17 protein-coding genes are annotated in these 20,126 nt (G+C 69.1%); 12 read left to right on the top strand and 5 right to left on the bottom strand.

What is annotated here, in order from left to right; translation table 11 throughout:
- Positions 1-14: 14 nt before the first annotated feature.
- The gene (locus H7694_RS09385) at positions 15-2,063 is read right to left on the bottom strand and encodes a M3 family metallopeptidase (protein WP_193596267.1); all 2,049 of its coding nucleotides are present in this window, start codon (positions 2,061-2,063) and stop codon (positions 15-17) included.
- Positions 2,064-2,113: 50 nt separating this feature from the next.
- Positions 2,114-3,022: a LysR family transcriptional regulator gene (locus H7694_RS09380; protein ID WP_193596266.1), complete on the bottom strand. Its 909-nt coding sequence runs from the start codon at positions 3,020-3,022 to the stop codon at positions 2,114-2,116.
- A gap of 88 nt (positions 3,023-3,110) precedes the next feature.
- Between H7694_RS09380 and tdh the strand changes: the two genes are divergently transcribed.
- The 4 genes from tdh (at position 3,111) to H7694_RS09360 (ending at position 6,289) form a co-directional block, all read left to right on the top strand.
- Positions 3,111-4,154, top strand: coding sequence for an L-threonine 3-dehydrogenase (tdh, locus tag H7694_RS09375; RefSeq protein ID WP_193599156.1), 1,044 nt, complete (start codon positions 3,111-3,113; stop codon positions 4,152-4,154).
- A gap of 50 nt (positions 4,155-4,204) precedes the next feature.
- Entirely contained in the window at positions 4,205-5,383 is a 1,179-nt protein-coding gene (locus H7694_RS09370) for a glycine C-acetyltransferase (RefSeq protein ID WP_193596265.1), read from the top strand.
- 76 nt (positions 5,384-5,459) lie between these two features.
- Complete coding sequence (locus H7694_RS09365) at positions 5,460-6,071, top strand: ArsR/SmtB family transcription factor (RefSeq protein ID WP_193596264.1); 612 nt, start codon at positions 5,460-5,462, stop codon at positions 6,069-6,071.
- Positions 6,068-6,289, top strand: coding sequence for a hypothetical protein (locus H7694_RS09360; RefSeq protein ID WP_193596263.1), 222 nt, complete (start codon positions 6,068-6,070; stop codon positions 6,287-6,289). Before H7694_RS09365 ends, H7694_RS09360 begins: the two co-directional genes overlap by 4 nt.
- Positions 6,290-6,432: 143 nt before the next feature.
- Here H7694_RS09360 and H7694_RS09355 read toward each other — a convergent pair whose 3' ends face one another.
- Together H7694_RS09355 and valS are read right to left on the bottom strand one after the other, a co-directional pair.
- Entirely contained in the window at positions 6,433-6,669 is a 237-nt protein-coding gene (locus H7694_RS09355; RefSeq protein WP_193596262.1) for a hypothetical protein, read from the bottom strand.
- Between the two features lie 2 nt (positions 6,670-6,671).
- The gene (gene valS, locus H7694_RS09350; RefSeq protein WP_193596261.1) at positions 6,672-9,245 is read right to left on the bottom strand and encodes a valine--tRNA ligase; all 2,574 of its coding nucleotides are present in this window, start codon (positions 9,243-9,245) and stop codon (positions 6,672-6,674) included.
- Between the two features lie 204 nt (positions 9,246-9,449).
- On the opposite strand from valS, the gene H7694_RS09345 reads away from it, so the two are divergent.
- The 8 genes from H7694_RS09345 (at position 9,450) to ndk (ending at position 19,329) form a co-directional block, all read left to right on the top strand.
- A complete protein-coding gene (locus H7694_RS09345) occupies positions 9,450-11,177 on the top strand; it encodes a carbon starvation protein A (RefSeq protein WP_193596260.1) in 1,728 nt (575 codons plus the stop codon).
- 3 nt (positions 11,178-11,180) lie between these two features.
- Positions 11,181-11,465, top strand: coding sequence for a cory-CC-star protein (locus tag H7694_RS09340; protein WP_193596259.1), 285 nt, complete (start codon positions 11,181-11,183; stop codon positions 11,463-11,465).
- On the top strand, positions 11,456-12,439 hold the full coding sequence (locus H7694_RS09335) for an ArsA family ATPase (RefSeq protein ID WP_193596258.1): 984 nt from the start codon (positions 11,456-11,458) through the stop codon (positions 12,437-12,439). Before H7694_RS09340 ends, H7694_RS09335 begins: the two co-directional genes overlap by 10 nt.
- Before the next feature lie 111 nt (positions 12,440-12,550).
- Positions 12,551-13,351: an endonuclease domain-containing protein gene (locus H7694_RS09330; protein ID WP_193596257.1), complete on the top strand. Its 801-nt coding sequence runs from the start codon at positions 12,551-12,553 to the stop codon at positions 13,349-13,351.
- Between the two features lie 415 nt (positions 13,352-13,766).
- Positions 13,767-17,168: an isoleucine--tRNA ligase gene (gene ileS / locus H7694_RS09325; RefSeq protein ID WP_193596256.1), complete on the top strand. Its 3,402-nt coding sequence runs from the start codon at positions 13,767-13,769 to the stop codon at positions 17,166-17,168.
- Positions 17,161-18,513: a bifunctional folylpolyglutamate synthase/dihydrofolate synthase gene (locus H7694_RS09320; protein ID WP_193596255.1), complete on the top strand. Its 1,353-nt coding sequence runs from the start codon at positions 17,161-17,163 to the stop codon at positions 18,511-18,513. The genes ileS and H7694_RS09320 overlap by 8 nt, the downstream gene beginning before the upstream one ends.
- The gene (locus H7694_RS09315; RefSeq protein WP_193596254.1) at positions 18,510-18,911 is read left to right on the top strand and encodes a DUF4233 domain-containing protein; all 402 of its coding nucleotides are present in this window, start codon (positions 18,510-18,512) and stop codon (positions 18,909-18,911) included. Before H7694_RS09320 ends, H7694_RS09315 begins: the two co-directional genes overlap by 4 nt.
- A 1-nt stretch (position 18,912) precedes the next feature.
- Complete coding sequence (gene ndk / locus H7694_RS09310; RefSeq protein ID WP_193596253.1) at positions 18,913-19,329, top strand: nucleoside-diphosphate kinase; 417 nt, start codon at positions 18,913-18,915, stop codon at positions 19,327-19,329.
- Positions 19,330-19,398: 69 nt separating this feature from the next.
- Here ndk and H7694_RS09305 read toward each other — a convergent pair whose 3' ends face one another.
- A complete protein-coding gene (locus tag H7694_RS09305; RefSeq protein WP_193596252.1) occupies positions 19,399-20,010 on the bottom strand; it encodes a vitamin K epoxide reductase family protein in 612 nt (203 codons plus the stop codon).
- Between the last annotated feature and the right edge of the window lie 116 nt (positions 20,011-20,126).

Here is a 20,126-nt window from a genome sequence, read left to right as displayed (position 1 = left end):
GATAGACCCGCCCCTCAGCCATCCAGGCCGCGGCGCTTGAGCAACGGGGCGATCTCGGCATCCCGGTCGCGGAAGTCGCGGTAGGCGTCGAGCGGATCCTTCGAGCCGCCGACACCCAGCAGTCGCTGCCGGAACCGGTCGCCGTTCTCGCGCGTGAGCCCGCCGTTCGACCGGAACCACTCGACGGTGTCGGCGTCGAGCACCTCGCTCCAGATGTACGAGTAGTACCCGGCGCTGTACCCGCCCGAGAAGACGTGCGCGAAGTACGTCGACGAGTAGCGGGTCGGCACCACCGGGTTCAGCAGCCCGATGTCGTTGAGCGCGTCCTTCTCGAACGCGGCGACATCGCCGACCACGGCATCGGCGCCGAGCAGGTGCCAGGCCTGATCGAGCCAGGCCGCCGCCAGGTACTCGCTCGTGGCATGACCCTGATCGAAGGTCTCGGTGGCGTGCAGCCGCTCGACGATCGCGGCATCCAGCGGCTCATCGGTCTCGTGGTGCCGGGCGTAGTTGTCGAGCACCTCGCTCCACAGGATCCACATCTCGTTGACCTGGCTGGGGAACTCCACGAAGTCGCGGAACACATTCGTGCCCGAGAAGTGCGGGTAGGTCACGCGCGCGAACAAGCCGTGCAGCGCGTGCCCGAACTCGTGGAACAGCGTCGTGACCTCGTCGAGCGTGAGCAGGGTCGGCTGGCCATCGCCGGGCCGTGACACGTTGAGGTTGTTGGCGACGACAGGCAGGGTGCCGCGCAGCGACGACTCGCTGACGATCGGGTTCATCCACGCGCCGCCGCGCTTGGAGTCACGGGTGTACAGGTCGAGCACGTACAGGCCGACGGGGGAGCCGTCGTCGTCGTGCACCTCGAACACCCGCGCCCCCGGGTGGTAGGCGGCGAGGTCGGTGCGCTCGGTGAACGTGACCCCGTAGAGCCGGGATGCGGCGAAGAACACGCCGTCCTGCAGCACCCGCTCGGCCTCGAAGTACGGGCGCAGGGCGGCCGTGTCGATGTCGTACCGCGCCTGGCGCACCTTCTCGGTGTAGAACGCCCAGTCGTGCGCCTCGAGTGTGAAGGGCTCGGCTTCGGTGTCGTCGATGATCTGCTGCAGAGCCTCGCGCTCGCGCTCGGCGTTGCGCGCCGCGGGGGCGGCCAGGCGGCGCAGCATCCGCTCCACGGCATCCGGCGATCCGGCGGTCTCATCGGCCGTGACGTACGCGGCGTGCGAGTCGTAGCCGAGCAGCGTCGCGCGCTCCGCGCGCAGACGCACGATCTCGGTCAGCACGACCCGGTTGTCATGCTCGTTGCCGCGGGACGCGCGCGACAGGGATGCATCGAGCAGACGCCGGCGGCTCTCGCGGACGGTCAACGATGCCAGGTACGGGTGCCCGCTGAACAGCGGCAGGCTCACCAGATATCCGTCCAGCCCACGGTCGGCGGCCGCGCGAGCCGTGGCGCTGAGCTCGCCTGCGGTGAGCCCGTCCAGCTCGGCCGCGTCGTCGAACAGCACCGCCAGCTCGTTCGTGTCGTTCAGCAGGTTCTTCTCGAACGCCGTGCTCAGCGTCGACAGGCGCTTGTTCAGCTCGGTCAGGCGCGCCTTCGACTCGTCGTCGAGCGCGGCGCCGGCGTGCGTCATCTCACGGAAGTGCCGCTGCACGAGGTAGCGCTGCTCGTCGTCGAGCTCGAGATCCGCCAGCTGCGAGTGCACCTGCGAGACCCGCTCGTAGAGCGCCGAGTCCAGCCGGATCGCGTCATCGTGTGCGGCCATCAGCGGCGCCAGCTGCTCGTCGACCGCCTGGATCTCAGCGGTGGCATCGGCCGAGTTCACCGTGTAGAACGTGTGGGCGACCCGGTCGAGTGGTTCACCGCTGCGCTCGAGCGCCTCGATCGTGTTCTCGAACGTCGGCATCGCGGACGCCCCGGTGATCGCGCGGATCTCCTCCAGGTGCGCCTCGAAAGCCGCCCGGAATGCGGGCAGGTAGTGCTCCGGACGGATGGCGGCGAAGTCCGGCAGGCCGTAGGGGAGCGAGGAGGGCTGGAGCAGCGGATTCGTCGTCGCGGTCATCCCCCGAGCCTAATGGGGGTGTACCCAGGACGGATCGGGTCGAGGACGGATCAGCCGCTCAGGCGCGCCATCGCTCGCTGCAGCGCCTCGATCACCCGGCGCACCGAGCTGCGCCGCAGATTCTCGGGCCGTGCGAGCACATCGATCGAACGCAGCGTGTTCACCCCGTGCAGCGGCAGGCGCACGATGTCGCGGTCGTCGACGCTGCGAGAGGTGTACCGCGGCAGCATCCCGATCGCGTCTCCGGTGGCGACGACCGCCGCGACCGCACCGTAGTCGTTGATGCGGTGCTGCACCTGCACCGGGCGGTTCGCGACAGCGGCGACCGCGCGCAGCACGTCGTCCGGGGAGTACCCGATGCGGCTGGTGACCCAGCGCTCGCCTGCGACGTCGGCGGGGGAGAGCGAGCGGCGCGAGGCCAGCGGATGCGTCGCCGCCACGGCGACGTCGAGCGGCTCGCGCACGAGCGTCAGACTGCGGATGCCGTTGGCGGGCCACTGCGCGGAATGCGCCATCCGATGCGCGAGCACGAGGTCGTAGCGCGCGGTCAGCGCGGGGAACTCGCTCTGCGCGACGTCCTCGTCGGTGAGGTGCACGGCGGGTGCCGGACCGGAGTCGGTGAGCTCGCGCAGCAGCAGCCCGAACAGCGCCTGGCCGACGCTGTGGAATCCGCTGATCGCGACGGCGCCGGTGACGTCGTGCTCGAAGTCGTCCAGCGCGTTGCGGGCGGCGGCGACCGCATCGATCGCCTCGGCGCCGGCCGCGGCGAGCACCTCACCGGCTGCGGTCAGTGCGAGCGTGCGGCCCTGCTTGCGCGTGAGCGGTGTGCGGAAGCCGCGTTGCAGCGCGGCGAGCTGCTGCGAGATGGCCGAGGGAGTCACGCGCATCGCCTCGGCGACGGCGGTCACGCTGCCCAGCGCGCCCAGTTCGCGCAGGATCTGCAGCTGATGGAGTTCCACCCTGCGATCCTACGTTTAAGCGCCGACTCAATGAACCGTGCAGCAAGTGACGATTGCTCTACAACGTCGGATGCGGTCTGATCGAAGCATGAAGGCGCTGTTCAAGCCTCAGCCCGGCGCGGGGCTGGAATTCGCGGATCGCCCGGAGCCGGTCGCCGCGGCGGATGAGGTCGTCATCCGGGTGCTGCGCACCGGCATCTGCGGAACCGACCTGCACATCCGGCGCTGGGACGACTGGGCGGCATCCGCGGTGAAGGCCCCGCTGATCCCTGGCCACGAGTTCTACGGCGAGGTCGTCGAGGTGGGCCCGCTCGTGCACGACATCGGGGTCGGCGATCGCGTCTCGGGGGAGGGGCACATCGTCTGCGGCACCTGCCGCAACTGCCGGGCGGGGCGCCGGCACATGTGCATCCGCACCATCGGCCTGGGCGTGCAGCGCGACGGCGCTTTCGCCGAGTACGTCTCGCTGCCGGCGACCAACGTCTGGGGGCATCACGACGACGTGACACCCGAGCTGGGAGCGATCTTCGATCCGCTGGGCAACGCGGTGCACACCGCCCTGACGTACTCGCTGGTCGGCGAGGACGTGCTTGTGACCGGCTGCGGGCCCATCGGACTGATGGCCATCGCGGTCGCCAGGCACGCGGGCGCCCGGTTCATCACGGCGACCGACATCAGCATCCCGCGGCTGGAGATGGCGACGACCATGGGCGCCGATCAGGTGATCGACGTGTCGCAGCACGACATCCGTGAGGCGCAGATCGCGCTCGGCATGCGCGAGGGCTTCGACATCGGCTTCGAGATGAGCGGATCACCGCGGGCCCTTCCCGCCATGATCGACAACATGAACCACGGCGGGCGGATCGCCATGCTCGGCCTGCCGGCCGCCGGGTTCGAGATCGACTGGGGCAAGCTGGTCACCCACATGCTCACCATCAAGGGCATCTACGGCCGCGAGATGTTCGAGACGTGGAACGCGATGGGCGCGATGCTGCAGACCAGCGCCGTGCTGCGTGACTCGATCAGCCGTGTCGTGGCGGATGTGCTGCCCGCCCGCGAGTGGGAGCGCGGCTTCGCCGCCGCCGAATCGGCGGTCACCGGCAAGATCATCCTCGACTGGACGAGCCTGTAGGAAACGACCGAGCTGTAGGAAACGACCGAGCTGTAGGAAACGGAGTTCCGATGTACACCGCGTTCAAGGACCATGTGGCGGCCGAACTCACCGGGATCGAGAGCGCAGGGCTGACCAAGCACGAACGGGGGATCCGGGGGCCGCAGGGCGCGCAGATCACCGCCGACGGTGCGGAGGTGCTGAACTTCTGCGCCAACAACTACCTCGGCCTCGCCGACGACCCCCGCATCCTGGATGCCGCCAGGGCGGCGCTGGACGAATGGGGCTACGGGCTGGCCAGCGTGCGATTCATCTGCGGCACGCAGGAGCAGCACCTCCTTCTCGAGCGCCGACTCTCGGCCTTCCTCGGCACCGAGGACGCGATCCTGTACTCGTCGTGCTTCGATGCGAACGGCGGCGTCTTCGAGACGCTGTTCTCGGCGGAGGACGCCATCATCTCGGATGAGCTCAACCACGCCTCGATCATCGACGGCATCCGGCTGTCGAAGGCCCGCCGCCTGCGCTACCGCAACCGCGACATGGCCGACCTCGAGCAGCAGCTGCAGGATGCCGCCGACGCGCGCTTCCGCGTGATCGTCACCGACGGCGTGTTCTCGATGGACGGCTACATCGCGCCGCTGCAGGAGATCTGCGACCTCGCCGAGCGCTACGACGCACTCGTGTTCGTGGACGACTCGCACGCGGTGGGCTTCATCGGCGACCACGGACGAGGCACCCCCGAACTGTGCGGCGTCGAGGGCCGGGTCGACATCTACACCGGCACCTTCGGCAAGGCGCTCGGCGGAGCATCCGGCGGGTATGTCGCCTCGCACCGCGAGATCGTCGCGCTGCTGCGGCAGCGCTCCCGCCCCTACCTGTTCTCGAACACCCTGGCGCCGTCGATCGTGGCCGGGACCCTCACCGCGCTCGACCTCGTCGAGGGATCCGCCGACCTGCGCGCCCGGCTGCGTGAGAATGCGGCGCTGTTCCGCCGGCGGATGGCCGCCGAGGGCTTCGACCTGCTGCCGGGGGAGCATCCGATCGTGCCGGTGATGTTCGGCGACGCCGCCCTCACGGCCCGGATAGCGCGCGCCATGCAGGAGCGGGGCGTCTACGTGACGGCCTTCAGCTTCCCCGTGGTGCCGCGCGGGCTGGCGCGCATCCGCGTGCAGCTCTCGGCAGCGCACACGCCCGAGCAGATCGAACGCTGCGTGGCCGCGTTCGTCGGGGCACGCGCCGCGGTGGGGTGACGTCTCCGAGTGGTGCAGAGAACTCTTTGCAAAGAGTCGCTTGCAAAGAGAATGTTGCAAAGGTATCTTTGCATGCATGGAGAACGAACAGGGCCGCACACTCGACGCCGGGGCACTCAAGGCGCTCGCGCACCCGCTGCGTGTGCGGATCTACGATCTGCTCAGCGAGCGTGGCCCGCAGACGGCGAGCACGCTCGCCGCGCTGATCGGGGAGACCTCCGGTGCGACCAGCTACCACCTGCGCGCTCTCGCCGCGCATGACCTGATCCGCGAGGTGCCCGACCGCGGCACGGCCAGGGAGCGCTGGTGGGAACGCCCGAAGGGGCGCGTGAACCTGCCCGGGCCCGCCGATCAGGCGTCGCCGTCCGGACGCGCCGCGGCGCAGATCGTGACCGCCGAGTTCTTCCGGCTTCGTCACCAGACGCTCATGGAGTACATCAACCGTCCGGCGTCCGAGCGGGAGGACGGCTGGAAGGATGCCGGACTCGTGACGACCTCGATGCTCGACCTCACGGCCGAGCAGCTGGCCGAGGTGACCGCCGAGCTCACCTCCGTCATCGACGGCATCCTCAAACGCTATGAAGGGCAGCAGGACACGCCGGGAACCCGCCGTGTGACGCTGCGCACCGAGATCTTCGACCTCCCCGTGGCCGTCGGCCGCGCGGAGGGGGACCAGGAGCGATCATGACCAGTGCCACCATCCGTCTTGCGAGCCCCACCGCGCTGGAACGCGGCCTGCGGCGTCTCGCCGAATCCCTGACCAGGTACGTCGACCACCGCATCGCCGTGCGGGCCGAGCGCCGCGAGATCGCGCTCGACATGCTGCGCGAGCAGCACGCACGGCGGCACGACCCCCGTGCGCTCGACATGGCCCTGCTCACGCTGGGCTCCCGCCCCCGCCCCTGACACGCGAGCCCGCCTGCCCCCGCCCGCCGAAACCCCTCACCAGTGCCGAGACCCCTCGTGATTCACGCGAATCACGAGGGGTCTCGACGCTCACGAGGGGTTTCGGCGCCTGTTGGGTGCGTCAGGCCGGCGAGATGGGCGCGTCAGTCCTGGAAGGGACGGGCGACGACCTCGCCGGATGCCGTGAGCAGGACCTCCCACCCGGCGTCGAGCTCGGCGAGCGGCCGGCCCTCGAGCCAGGTCAGCGTCCAGTGGCCGCCCTTCGACAGGCGCAGGGACTCAGCGAGCCGGGCCTCGACCTCCGCGATCGCGGGGCGAAGCTCTGCGGGAACGGATGCCGGCGGCTCGGCGCCTGTGGCCCAGCGGGTGCCCAGCTGCATGATCAGGCCTCCACGGGTGCGAGTTCGATCGCGGTCACGGCGAGTTCGTCGGCCTCCGCGAAGTTGAGCTCCGCGATGCGTCCCACGGCGCGCAGATCGTCTGCGGCGGCGCGCAGCGCCTCGATCTTCTCGGCGGGGGCGGCGATCGTCGCGGTCGACACCGGCGTCTTCTGCGAGGCCTTGGCCTCGGTCTTGGCACGGCGGATGCCGATCAGCGCCTCACTCGCGGTCGCGAGCACGGCGGTGTCGCCCTGGATGCCTGCAGGCTCGGGCCAGGCGGCGGTGTGGACGGAGCCCTCCTCGAACCACGACCACGCCTCCTCGGTCGCGAACGACACGATCGGGGCGAGCAGCCGCAGCAGGGTCGAAAGGGCCAGTCGCAGCGCGAGGGCAGCGGATGCCTGCCCCACGTCGGTCTGGTCGTAGGCGCGCTCCTTGACGAGCTCGAGGTAGTCATCGCAGAACGTCCAGAAGAACGCCTCGGTCACCTCGAGCGCCTTGGCCTGGTCGTAGTTCTCGTACGCGCGGGTGGCCTCGCGCACCACGCCGTCGAGCGAGGTGAGCATCGAGGCGTCCAGCGCGTGCGTGATCTCGGCGCCCTCAGGCACCGGGAACGACAGCACGAACTTCGCCGCGTTGAGGATCTTGATCGCCAGGCGGCGGCCGATCTTCACCTGCGTGGGGTTCTGCGGGTCGAATGCGGCATCCATACCCAGACGGCTGGATGCCGACCAGTAGCGCACCGCGTCCGAGCCGTGCTTGTCGAGGATGTCGGCGGGCGTGACGACGTTGCCCTTCGACTTCGACATCTTCTTGCGGTCGGGGTCGACGATGAAGCCCGAGATCGCCGCGTTGCGCCACGGCGAGCGGTGATCCTCGAGCGTCGAGCGCAGCATCGTCGAGAACAGCCAGGTGCGGATGATGTCCTGACCCTGCGGGCGCAGATCGAACGGCGACACCAGGTCCCACAGCTGCTCATCACGCTGCCAGCCGCCGGCCAGCTGCGGGGTCAGCGACGAAGTCGCCCAGGTGTCGAAGATGTCCTGTTCGGCGTCGAAGCCGCCCGGCACGCCGCGCTGGTCCTCGGTGTAGCCGTCGGGCACGTCGGTGGTGGGGTCGATCGGCAGGCTCTCGAGCGAAGGCGTCAGCACGCGGCCGTAGTCGCGCTCGCCGTTCTCGTCGAGCGCGTACCAGACGGGGATCGGCACGCCGAAGAAGCGCTGACGCGAGATCAGCCAGTCGCCGGTGAGCCCGCCGACCCAGTTCTCGTAGCGCACGCGCATGAAGTCGGGGTGCCAGGCCAGCTCGCGGCCGTGCTCGAGCAGCTCGTCGCGCAGCTCGGCATCCCGGGCGCCGTTGCGGATGTACCACTGGCGCGTGGAGACGATCTCGAGCGGGCGGTCGCCCTTCTCGAAGAACTTCACGGCGTGGCTGAAGGGCTTCGACACCTCGAGCAGGTCGCCCGACTCGCCGAGCAGGTCGACGATGGCCTTGCGGGCGCTGAACACGGTCTTGCCCGCGAGTTCGGCGTACGCCGCCTTTCCGGCATCCGTCGTGATCGCCTCGGGGGCGTCGGTCAGCACGCGGCCGTCCTTGCCGAGGATGGTGCGGTTGGGCAGGTCGAGCTCGCGCCACCAGATGATATCGGTGACGTCGCCGAAGGTGCAGATCATCGCGATGCCCGAGCCCTTGTCGGGCTGGGCGAGGTGGTGCGCCAGCACCGGCACCTCGACGTCGAACAGCGGCGTGCGCACCGTCGAGCCGAAGTACGGCTGGTAGCGCTCGTCGTCGGGGTGGGCCACCAGGGCCACGCAGGCGGGCAGCAGCTCGGGGCGGGTGGTCTCGATGTGGATGTCGCCCGAACTGTCGGTCTTGTGGAAGGCGACGCGGTGGAAGGATGCCTGCTGCTCGCGGTCCTCGAGCTCTGCCTGGGCGATCGCCGAGCGGAAGTCGATGTCCCACAGGGTCGGCGCGAGCGACTGGTAGGCCTCGCCGCGGTCGAGCCCGCGCAGGAAGGCGAGCTGGCTCTGCCGGATCGTGTCGTCCGAGATGGTGCGGTAGGTCTGGGTCCAGTCCACGCTCAGCCCGAGCTGACGGAACAGCGCCTCGAACTGCTTCTCGTCCTCGACGGTCAGCTTCTCGCACAGCTCGATGAAGTTGCGGCGGCTGATCGGGATCTGGTCCGCGGCACGAGACGACTTGTTGTCGCCGCCCTCGAACGGCGGGGTGAAGTCGGCGTCGTAGGGGAGGGAGGGGTCGCAGCGCACGCCGTAGTAGTTCTGCACGCGGCGCTCGGTGGGCAGGCCGTTGTCGTCCCAGCCCATCGGGTAGAAGACCTTCTTGCCGCGCATGCGCTCGTAGCGGGCCTTGATGTCGGTGTGCGTATACGAGAACACGTGACCGATGTGCAGGCTGCCGGATGCCGTCGGCGGAGGCGTGTCGATCGAGTAGACGCCGTCACGACCGGATGCTGCGGCGCCGGCGCGGTCGAACAGGAACGTCCCCTGCTCGGACCAGCGCTCACCCCACTTCGCTTCGAGACCTTCGAGCGCGGGCTTGTCGGGAATGGCTGACATGGAGGTCTCCTTGAGCGATGTGTGCGGCACTGTGTGAGCGTGCCTGAGTGTGGGTTGTCCTGCGAGTCTACCGGGCGTCGGTATCCCGTGATCCCGTGGTTCTGATCCCCGTCAGCGAGTGTCGGGACTCACAGCGGAATATCAGGTTCGCTAGGGTGGCAGGAACAGTGACGACGACGTCGCTGCCGAAAGGAAGTCACACGAATGTCTCCCGTTCTGCTGATGTTCATCGGCTTGGCCATCTTCGCGGCCGGATACATCTTCTACTCCCGCTATCTCGCGAACCGGGTCTACAGACTCGACCCGGCGTTCAAGACCCCCGCGCATGAACTCAACGACGGCATCGACTACGTGCCGACGAACAAGTTCATCCTCTGGGGTCACCACTTCACCTCCGTCGCCGGTGCTGCGCCGATCGTCGGTCCCGCGATCGCGGTGATCTGGGGCTGGGTCCCCGCGTTCCTCTGGGTCACGATCGGCACGGTGTTCTTCGCCGGCATGCACGACCTGGGCGCGCTGTGGGCGTCGACCCGCAACAAGGGCCGTTCGATCGGAGCCCTCTCCGCCCGCTACATCGGCAAGCGCGGGGCGAGCCTGTTCCTGGTCGTCATCTTCCTGCTGCTGCTGATGGTGATCGCCGCGTTCGCGGTCGTCATCAAGAACCTGCTGATCAGCACCCCCAGCGCGGTCATCCCCACCTGGGGTGCGATCGTGGTGGCGCTGCTCGTGGGTGTCGCCGTGTACCGGCTGCGCTGGCCGCTGCTGCCGGTCACCGTCGTGGGCGTCGTGGCGCTGTACTCGCTGATCGTGCTCGGAGACCAGGTCCCCGTGGTGCTGCCGGATGACTTCCTGGGCATGGGGCCGGCGACCTTCTGGATCCTCACGCTGTTCATCTACGGCGCGATCGCCTCGCTGCTCCCGGTCTGGGTGCTGCTGCAGCCGCGTGACTACATCAACGGCGTGCAGCTGTTCGTGGGGCTCATCCTGCTGTTCGGCTCGGTGCTCACCGCCACGCTGTTCTCGGGCGCGGCTCCCGAGATCGTCGCGCCGGCGATCAACACCGCCGTGCCGGAGGGCACGCCGAGCATGGTGCCGCTGCTGTTCGTGACGATCGCCTGCGGTGCCATCTCGGGCTTCCACGGCATGGTGTCCTCCGGCACCAGCTCGAAGCAGCTCGACAAGGAGACCGACGCCCGCTTCGTCGGCTACTTCGGTGCCGTCGGCGAGGGACTGCTCTCGCTGGGCACAATCCTCGCCGTGATCGCCGGCTTCCGTACGGTCGCCGAGTGGGATGAGGTCTACAGCGCCTTCGGCGCCGGCGGTGTCGGTGCCTTCGTCACCGGTGGCGGGGCGCTCATGCAGGCGGGAATCGGGCTGCCGGCATCGCTGAGCGCCACGGTGCTGGCGACCATGGCCGTGCTGTTCGCCGCCACCACGATGGACACCGGCATGCGACTGCTGCGCTTCGTGGTGCAGGAGATCGGCGACTCGATGCGGCTGAAGATCACGAAGTTCCCCGCGACGATCGTGGTCGTGGTGGTGGGGCTCGGCCTGACCTTCTCGCAGGGTCTCGACGGCGGCGGCGGTCTGCGCATCTGGCCGCTGTTCGGCACCACGAACCAGCTGCTGGCCTCGCTGACGCTGTCGATCGTGGCGGTGATGCTCATCCGCAAGCGGCGCAACCCGCTGCCTGCACTCATCCCGCTCGTACTGGTGTTCGTGCTCTCGTTCTGGGCCGCCATCGAGCAGCTGGCCTCGTTCGCCGATCCCGCGAAGGCCGACTGGCTGCTGTTCGCCCTCGACGTGGTGATCATCGCCTCGAGCATCTGGGTGGCGGTCGAGGCCGCGATCGCGATGCGCAAGGCCGCGACCGATCCGCCCGAGCACGAGGATGAGGACGCGCAGCTCGAGGCGGTGCGCGAAGAGGTCTGACCTATGTCCGACATCCGGCCGGCCCAGCGTCTGCGACGACGCTGGGCCGCCATCCGGCAGGGGCTCGCGGAGTACTACGCGGGCCCCTACCGGCAGACCCTGGCCCGCGAACGTCGCGATGAGGACGACCTGTTCGCGCTCATCGTGCTCGGCGAGGCGCTGGGCGTGCCGGACCCTGCCGCGTACTACAGCGCCGAGTTCATGCCGATGCTCGCCGCCGACTTCCACGACTGGCATCGCCGTATGGGTATGCCCCGTTCACCCCTGGATCACGTCACATGCTGCTAGAAGCACTGCGCCGGCCGATGCTCTTCGTCGGCGGCAAGGGCGGGGTGGGCAAGACCTCGCTGGCCTCGGCGCTCGCCGTCTCGCGCGCCCGCGCCGGCGAGCGGGTGCTGGTCGTCTCGACCGACCCCGCCCACAATCTGGGCCACCTCTGGCGGACCGAGGTGGGTGACGCGCCGCAGCGGCTCGCCGACTTCGGCGACGGCATCGGCGGCGGGTTCGTCGACGGCGTCGAGATCGACCCGCTCGCCACGATCGCCCGTCACCTCGCCGCGGTGGAGAGGACGATGATCCGGATGCTGCCCGAGCGCCAGCATGCGCCGGCGCGCGCGCATCTGGAGCGGGCCCGGCATGCGCCGGGGAGTCACGAATCCGCCGTGCTCGAGCGCATCGCCGAGCTGGCCGAGATCGGCCGGCGGGACTATGACGCGGTGATCTTCGACACCGCTCCCTCCGGGCACACTCTGCGCCTTCTGGCACTGCCCGGTCAGCTGGCCGGCTGGACCGAGACCCTGCTGCGCAACCGCGACCGCTCCGAGCGCTTCTCGGCGGCGATGCGTGGACTCACCGGCGGCTCGGATCGGCAGGCCGAGGCGCAGGGCGACCTGCGGCGCGCGCTGCAGAGCCGCCGCGATCGCTTCGACGCGCTCCAGCAGGCGATCGCCGACCCGCAGCGCACCGGTTTCGTCGTGGTGTTCACCGCCGAGGCGCTGCCGGTGGCCGAGACCTTCGAGGTCGTTGAGACCCTGAACGGCATGCATGTCGATGTCGCGGCGCTGATCGCCAACCGCCGCTCCCCGGACGGCGCCGGTGAGCTGCTGCGAGAGCGGCGCGGCGGTGAGGATGTGCACCTGCAGCGAGTGCGGGCCGAGGTCCCAGTACCGGTGATCGAGATCCCGCTCATGCCGGGGGAGCTGACCGGGGTGCAGGCGCTGGGATCGCTGGCGGGTCTTGTGGAGGCCGCCTCGGCATCCTAGATCGCTGGCGCTCAGACTGACCGGCGCTTCGCGCGGAGAACTGCGCTTCGCGCGGACGAATTCCCGGAATCTGTCCGCGGCTGGTGCAGAATCCCGCGCGAAGCGCGCGGGATGGTCGTGTGCCATTCGTCCTGCACATTCGCCGGATCCGAATCGTTCTCCACAGATTGTGGCCAGGGCGGCTTCCGAGCCGCCCGCGATCGCGCAGGCTACCGGAATGACTCCGGACATCAATGCGCTCATGGCGTTCACGACGCCGCGAAGTTCGGCGTCGTGATCACCTGCCGGACCGCCGCCCAGCACTACGATCTTTGGCTGCATGATGCCTCCGGACCGCCGCACGTCGCGGTGCCGCCGACTCGCACGGGTAACGTCGGCGTCGCTGCCAAGGTGCACTGGGGAATCCCGCTGATCCCCAGGGACCCTGATTCCGTCATCGACCCGATCGAGAACGTGCTCTCCTACATCGCCGAGTGCGAGCCTTTCGAACAGGCACTCGCCACCTGGGACTCGGCGTTCAACAAGGGGCTGGTCGAGATGGCGGCCATGTCGCGGCTGTCGTTGCGTCCTGCCGCACGCCGGGTGCTGGCGGAGGCGACGCCGTTCGCGGATGCCGGACTCGAGACGTACCTGCGGCCGAGGTTGCGCTGGCTGAGTCTGCCGCTGCGGATCCAGACCTGGATACATGGCCACCGCGTGGATGCGCTGATCGGCGCGCGGTTGGTGCTGCAGATCGACGGCAGGCATCATGTCGGCGCGCAGCGCTCGGAGGACATCCGGCACGATGCCGAGCTGAAGCTCCTCGGGTATCACGTCATCCGGGTGTCCTACGCCCAGATGATGTTCGACTGGCCGCTCGTTCAGGACCTGATCATGCGCGCCGTCGCGCAGGGACTGCACCTCGCGGCCTGAACGCGTGCGCTTCGCGCGGAGAACAGCGCTTCGCGCGGACGAATTCCCGGAATCCGTCCGCGGCTGGTGCAGAATCCCGCGCGAAGCGCTGAGGTGGCTGGGAGCGTGGGTGTTCCGAGCGGATGCTGCGCAGCGCGCGAAGACGTAGAATGGGCGCATCAGCTGTGATCCGGCCATCACCGGGGAGCTCTCGGAAGAACGCTTCGAAAAGCTCAGCGACCCACGGGTTGTTGAGGGGAGGCAAGTAGAACCGAGCGGGGCAGGCCCGTCATCGCCGCAGTGAGAGTGATCGTTGAGTCCTTCGACAGGCTCAGGAACCCAACGATAAGCAGGGTGGTACCGCGGTCCGCGCGAGAGCACGGGTCGTCCTTGCAGCAGCATCCGCCAGCCACCAGCACAGACACTGCGAGAGACGATGACCTACCCGCGCCCTTCGACAAGCCCTTCGACAAGCTCAGGGCAGGCAACAGGGACCCAGTCCGCATTCGGCCCGGCCGCCGTCACCCCGAGCCCGCGCTTTCCCGAGATCGAGACCGAGGTGCTCGACTTCTGGAAGACGGATGACACCTTCCGGGCCTCGATCGCGCAGCGTGAGGGTGCAGACGAGTGGGTCTTCTACGACGGCCCTCCGTTCGCCAACGGCCTGCCGCACTACGGGCACCTCCTCACCGGGTACGCCAAGGACGTCTTCCCGCGGTTCCAGACCATGCTCGGCAAGAAGGTCGACCGCGTCTTCGGCTGGGACACCCACGGACTTCCCGCCGAGCTCGAGGCGATGAAGCAGCTCGGCATCACCGAGAAGAGCGAGATCGAGGCCATGGGCATCGACGTCTTCAACACGAAGGCGCGCGACTCGGTGCTCACCTACACCCGCGAATGGCAGGACTACGTCACCCGCCAGGCCCGCTGGGTCGACTTCGAGCGCGGGTACAAGACCCTCGACCTCGGCTACATGGAGAGCGTGCTCTGGGCGTTCAAGACGCTCTACGACAAGGGCCTCGCCTACGAGGGCTACCGCGTGCTGCCGTACTGCTGGCGCGATGAGACACCGCTGAGCGCCCACGAGCTGCGCATGGACGACGACGTCTACAAGGACCGTCAGGACCCCTCGGTCACCGTCACCTTCCCGCTGGTCGGGGTCAAGGCCGAGACCCTCGGCCTCACGGCCGTGCGGGCCCTCGCCTGGACGACCACGCCCTGGACCCTGCCCACCAACCTTGCGCTCGTCGTCGGCCCCGAGATCGAGTATGTCGTGCTTCCCGGCGGCCCGAACGGCGCCGCCGACATCGTGCCCGGTGACGACCCGGCCGAGAGCGACGCGCACCGCTACCTGCTGGCCCGCGACCTGCTCGGCGGCTACGCCAAGGATCTCGGCTACGAGTCGGCCGACGAGGCGCTCGCCGCGGTCGAGCAGTCCGTCCTCGGCAAGGAGCTCGAGGACGTCGCCTACGACCACCTCTTCGACTACTACGCGGATGCCGAGACCTGGGGCACCGAGAACGCCTGGCGCATCCTCGTCGACGACTACGTGACCACCACCGACGGCACCGGCATCGTCCACCAGGCGCCGGCCTACGGCGAGGACGACCAGCGCGTGACCAACGCCGCCGGCATCCCGACGATCATCTCGCTCGACGACGGCGGCCGGTTCCTGCCGAGCGTCACGGACGTGGCCGGCGAGCTGTGGATGGACGCCAACACACCGCTGATCCGCCTGCTGCGGGCCGCGGGACGGATGCTGCGCGAGCAGAGCTACGTGCACTCCTACCCGCACTGCTGGCGCTGCCGGAACCCCCTGATCTACAAGGCCGTGTCGAGCTGGTTCATCCGCGTGACCGACATCAAGGACCGCCTTCTCGCGAACAACGAGCAGATCACCTGGGTGCCGGAGAACGTCAAGCACGGCCAGTTCGGCAAGTGGCTCGAAGGCGCCCGCGATTGGTCGATCAGCCGCAACCGGTACTGGGGCTCGCCGATCCCGATCTGGAAGAGCGACGACCCCGAGTACCCGCGCGTCGACGCGTACGGCTCGCTGGAGGAGCTCGAGCGCGACTTCGGCACCCTGCCGCGCAACCCCGAGGGCGAGGTCGACCTGCACCGTCCGTACATCGACGACCTCACGCGTCCGAACCCCGACGACCCGACCGGCAAGTCCACGATGCGCCGCATCGAGGACGTCTTCGACGTGTGGTTCGACTCGGGTTCGATGCCCTACGCGCAGGTGCACTACCCGTTCGAGAACCAGGAGTGGTTCGACTCGCACTCGCCGGCGGACTTCATCGTCGAGTACATCGGGCAGACGCGCGGCTGGTTCTACGTCATGCACGTGCTTTCGACCGCGCTGTTCGACCGTCCGGCGTTCACCGGCGTGAGCTGCCACGGCATCGTGCTCGGCAGCGACGGCTACAAGATGTCGAAGTCGCTGCGCAACTATCCCGACGTCAGCGAGGTGCTCGACCGGGACGGCTCGGATGCCATGCGCTGGTTCCTGATGTCGAGCTCGGTGCTGCGCGGCGGCAACCTCGCCGTCACCGAGGAGGGCATCCGTGCCGGCGTGCGCGAGTTCCTGCTGCCGCTGTGGAACTCGTGGTACTTCTTCGCCACGTACGCGAATGCGTCCGGCGACGGCTACGAGGCGACCTGGCGCACCGACTCCACCGATGTGCTCGACCGGTACATCCTGGCCCGCCTGGGCGACCTCGTCCGCGAGGTGCGCGACGACCTGGAGGGGCTGGATTCGACCACGGCATCCGCTCGTCTGCGTGATTTCGTCGAGGTGCTGACCAACTGGTACATCCGCCGCTCGCGCGACCGGTTCTGGACGGGCGTGACCGACGACCCGAAGAGCCGTGAGGCGTTCGACACGCTCTACACCGTGCTCGAGACCCTCACCCGGGTGGCGGCCCCGCTGGTGCCGCTCATCAGCGAGCGCATCTGGCAGGGCCTGACCGGCGGGCGCAGCGTGCACCTGACCGACTGGCCGGACGCCGCGGCGTTCCCCGCCGCCGACGACGTGCGCGACGCGATGGATGCCGTGCGCGAGCTCTCCAGCGTCGGCAACGCGCTGCGCAAGAAGGAGAAGCGGCGGGTGCGCCTGCCGCTGGCCCGTCTCACGGTCGTCTCGCCGCTCGCCGGCGACCTGGCGCAGTTCGAGGGCATCGTGCGCGAGGAGCTGAACGTGAAGACCGTCGAGCTCGTGCAGCTCGGCGAGAGCACAGCCGCCGACTACGGCATCAGCCACCGGCTGAGCGTGAACGCCCGCGCCGCCGGCCCGCGCCTGGGCAAGGAGGTGCAGAAGGTCATCCGCGCCGCCAAGGAGGGATTCTGGACCGAGCAGGACGGGGTCGTGACCGCCGACGGCATCGTCCTCGAGCCCAGCGAGTACGAGCTGGTGCTCGAGACCACCGGCCGTCCCGAGGGGGAGGCTCTCGCCCTCGTCCCGGGAGGCGGGTTCCTGCTGCTGGACACGCAGACCACGCCCGAGCTCGAGGCCGAGGGCATGGCCCGCGACGCCATCCGGGTCGTGCAGGAGGCCCGCAAGAACGCGGGACTCGATGTCAGCGACCGCATCGTGCTCGCGCTCAACGTGTCGCCGGAGCTCGCCGGGGCGCTGCAGGCGCACAGTGCTCTGATCGCGGGGGAGACCCTGGCCGTCGGGTTCGCCGTGCAGCCGACCGACGAGATGGACGAGCTGGTGAAGAACGTCACCAGCCCCGGCGACGGGGTCTTCCGCAGCGGCGTCACGGCGATCGGATCGCAGAAGGCACCGATCATCGTCACGATCGACTCGAACGTCGAGGGGGAATCGGATGTCTGACGCCGCACGCGCCGACGCCGTCTACGAGAAGCTGCTCGACCGGGCGGGGGAGCGCTGGGTGCAGCCCCGCAAGGAGCGCACCGCGCGCATCCTCGAGCTGCTCGATGACCCGCAGCGCACCTACCGGGTCGTGCACATCACCGGCACGAACGGCAAGACGTCCACGGCGCGGATGATCGAGAGCCTGCTGCGCGCCCACGGGTTGCGCACCGGGCTGTTCACCAGCCCGCACCTCAAGCGGTTCACCGAGCGGATCATGATCGACGGCGAGCCGATCGCGGATGCCGCGGTCGCTGACGCCTGGGATGAGATCGAGCCGTTCATCGACATCGTCGACGCCGAGCTCGAGGCCGAGGGCGACGCCCCGCTGACCTTCTTCGAGCTGCTCACCGTACTCGGCTTCGTCGCGGCGGCCGATGCACCGGTCGACGTGCTCGTGCTCGAGGTCGGCATGGGCGGATCGTGGGACTCGACCAACACCGCTGACGGCGACGTGGCGGTGTTCGCCCCGATCGACCTCGACCATGCCGACCGGCTGGGATCGACGATCGAGGAGATCTCCGAGGTCAAGGCCGGCATCATCAAGGACGGTGCCGCCGTCGTCTCGGCCCAGCAGGCCCCCGCGGCCGAGTCCGTGCTGCGCCGTGTCGCCGCCGAGAAGGGCGCGACGATCGCCTTCGAGGGCGACCAGTTCGGGCTGAGCGCGCAGACCCTCGCGGTCGGCGGCCAGCTGATCACCGTGCGCGGCCTCGCCGCCGAGTACTCCGACGAGTACCTGCCGCTGTACGGCGCGCACCAGGGCCACAACGCCGCCCTGGCCGTGGCCGCGGTCGAGTCGCTCATCGGCGGGGCCACGCAGGCGATCGCCGGCGACATCATCGCCGACGGCCTGCAGAACGCGACCTCGCCCGGCCGGTTGCAGCTGGTCGGCATCGCGCCGACCGTGGTTGTCGACGCCGCGCACAACCCGCACGGCGCGCAGGCGCTGGCGCAGGCGCTCGGCGACAGCTTCGACTTCGACGAGTGGGGTCTCGTGCTCGGCGCGTTCGCCGACAAGGACACCGCCGGCATCGTGGATCGCCTGCTGCCCGCGGTGACCGAGGTGTTCGCGACCTCGCCGGATTCCGACAGGGCCGCGGATGCCGATCAGATCGCCGACCTCGTCGAGGCCAGGGGTCGTCGTGCGAGCGTGCATCCCACCCTTGCCGAGGCGGCGGACGCCGCCCGCGAGTGGGCCGCGTCGTCCGAGCGCCGGGCCGTGGTGATCGCCGGATCGATCGTGCTCGCGGGGGAGGCCATCCTGCTCTCCGAGGACGAGGACTGGAAGAGCGGGTGGCGGGCATGAGTGCCCCGCGCACGCTGACCCAGAAGCTCGGCGCCATCGTGCTGGGCTTCGAGTCGATCATCGTGTTCCTCGCCGGGCTCACCGTCTACGGGCTCAAGGCGCTGCCGGCCGGCATCCCGCCGTGGTGGGGCGTGGTGGGCGGTGCCGTGCTCGCCGTCGCCATGATCGTCCTCGCCGGGGCGATCGCCCGGCCGGGCGCCATCGCCGCCGGCTGGGTGCTGCAGGTGCTCGTGCTCGCCGCCGCCGTGCTCGTTCCCGCCATCGCGTTCGTCGCGCTGATTTTCGGCGGCATGTGGGCGTATGCGACGATCGTGGGGGCCCGCGTCGACCGCGGGGGCCGCAACACGGCCTCCCACGACCGCCACACTTCCGCTGACACTCACACAGAGAGCGAATGACATGGCCACTGAAGAGACCCTCGTCCTGGTCAAGCCCGACGGCGTCGCCCGGGGTCTGACCGGCACGATCCTCGCCCGCATCGAAGCGAAGGGCTACGCGCTCGTCGACATCCGGCTGGTCGAGCCCGACCGCGAGGTGCTCGCCGCCCACTACGCCGAGCACGAGGGCAAGCCGTTCTACGAGCCGCTGCTCGAGTTCATGATGTCGGGCCCGTCGGTGGCGATCCGCCTCGCAGGCAACCGCGTCATCGAGGGCTTCCGCTCGCTGGCCGGCACCACCGACCCGACCACGGCCGCCCCCGGCACCATCCGCGGCGACTTCGGCCGCGACTGGGGCCTGGCCGTGCAGCAGAACCTCGTGCATGGCTCGGACAGCCCCGAGTCGGCCGCGCGCGAGCTCGGCATCTGGTTCGGCTGATCAGCCTCAGCACATGAGTGAGGGGACGTCCTGCGGGACGTCCCCTCTGTCATTCACGCGGGGTGATTCTCAAAACAGCAGCCCGGCCATCTCGCCGAGGAAGTCGAGCCCGGCCAGCTGTGCCATCGCGATCACGATCGCGTAGGCGAGGATCGACATGAGCGGCACCCAGGCCATCAGCCGGTCCGCCCGCTGACGGGCCTTCGGCGACTTCGTGAGCGTGCCGTTGCGCACCAGGTGCACGGCAGTGGCGATGAAGGTCGGGATGGTCACGGCCCAGGTCACCATGCACCACGGGCACAGCACGAACAGCACGAAGATGCTCTGGCCGATCAGCCAGCAGATGAAGGCGAACGCGCCGAGGATCCCGAGGCCGAACAGCGCCCAGAACCAGCGCGCGAAGCGCACCCCGGCCAGCACCGCGACACCCATCACGAGCACGGCCATCCAGCCGGTCAGGCCGATGAGCGGGTTCGGGAAGCCGAACGCCTCGCCCTGCCACGAGCCGAGATTCTTGTCGCACTGCAGCATCACGCTGACGTAGCAGCTGCTCTGCCCGTCGGGGTTCTCGAGCAGGAAGAACTTCTCGACCGTCAGCTGGAAGGCGGCCCACCAGCCCACCAGGCTCGCGACGATGAGCCAGATCCCGTATCCGATGTGACGAGTGCGCTGCGCGGTCATGGCGTGATTATCCCAGCGCCGGCTATGGGCGCGGTATGAGCGACTGGCGCGCCGGATGAGCGGATGCCGCGGCGGGGCCGGTGAGGTGCGATAATGGCAGGAGATGTCATCGCGAG

Origin of the sequence: Microbacterium sp. YJN-G (assembly GCF_015040615.1) — a bacterium.
In the GTDB taxonomy this organism is placed as follows: Bacteria; Actinomycetota; Actinomycetes; order Actinomycetales; family Microbacteriaceae; genus Microbacterium.
The sequence above is the reverse complement of the archived record's forward strand: the minus strand, read 5'-3'. Positions and strand labels throughout refer to the sequence as shown.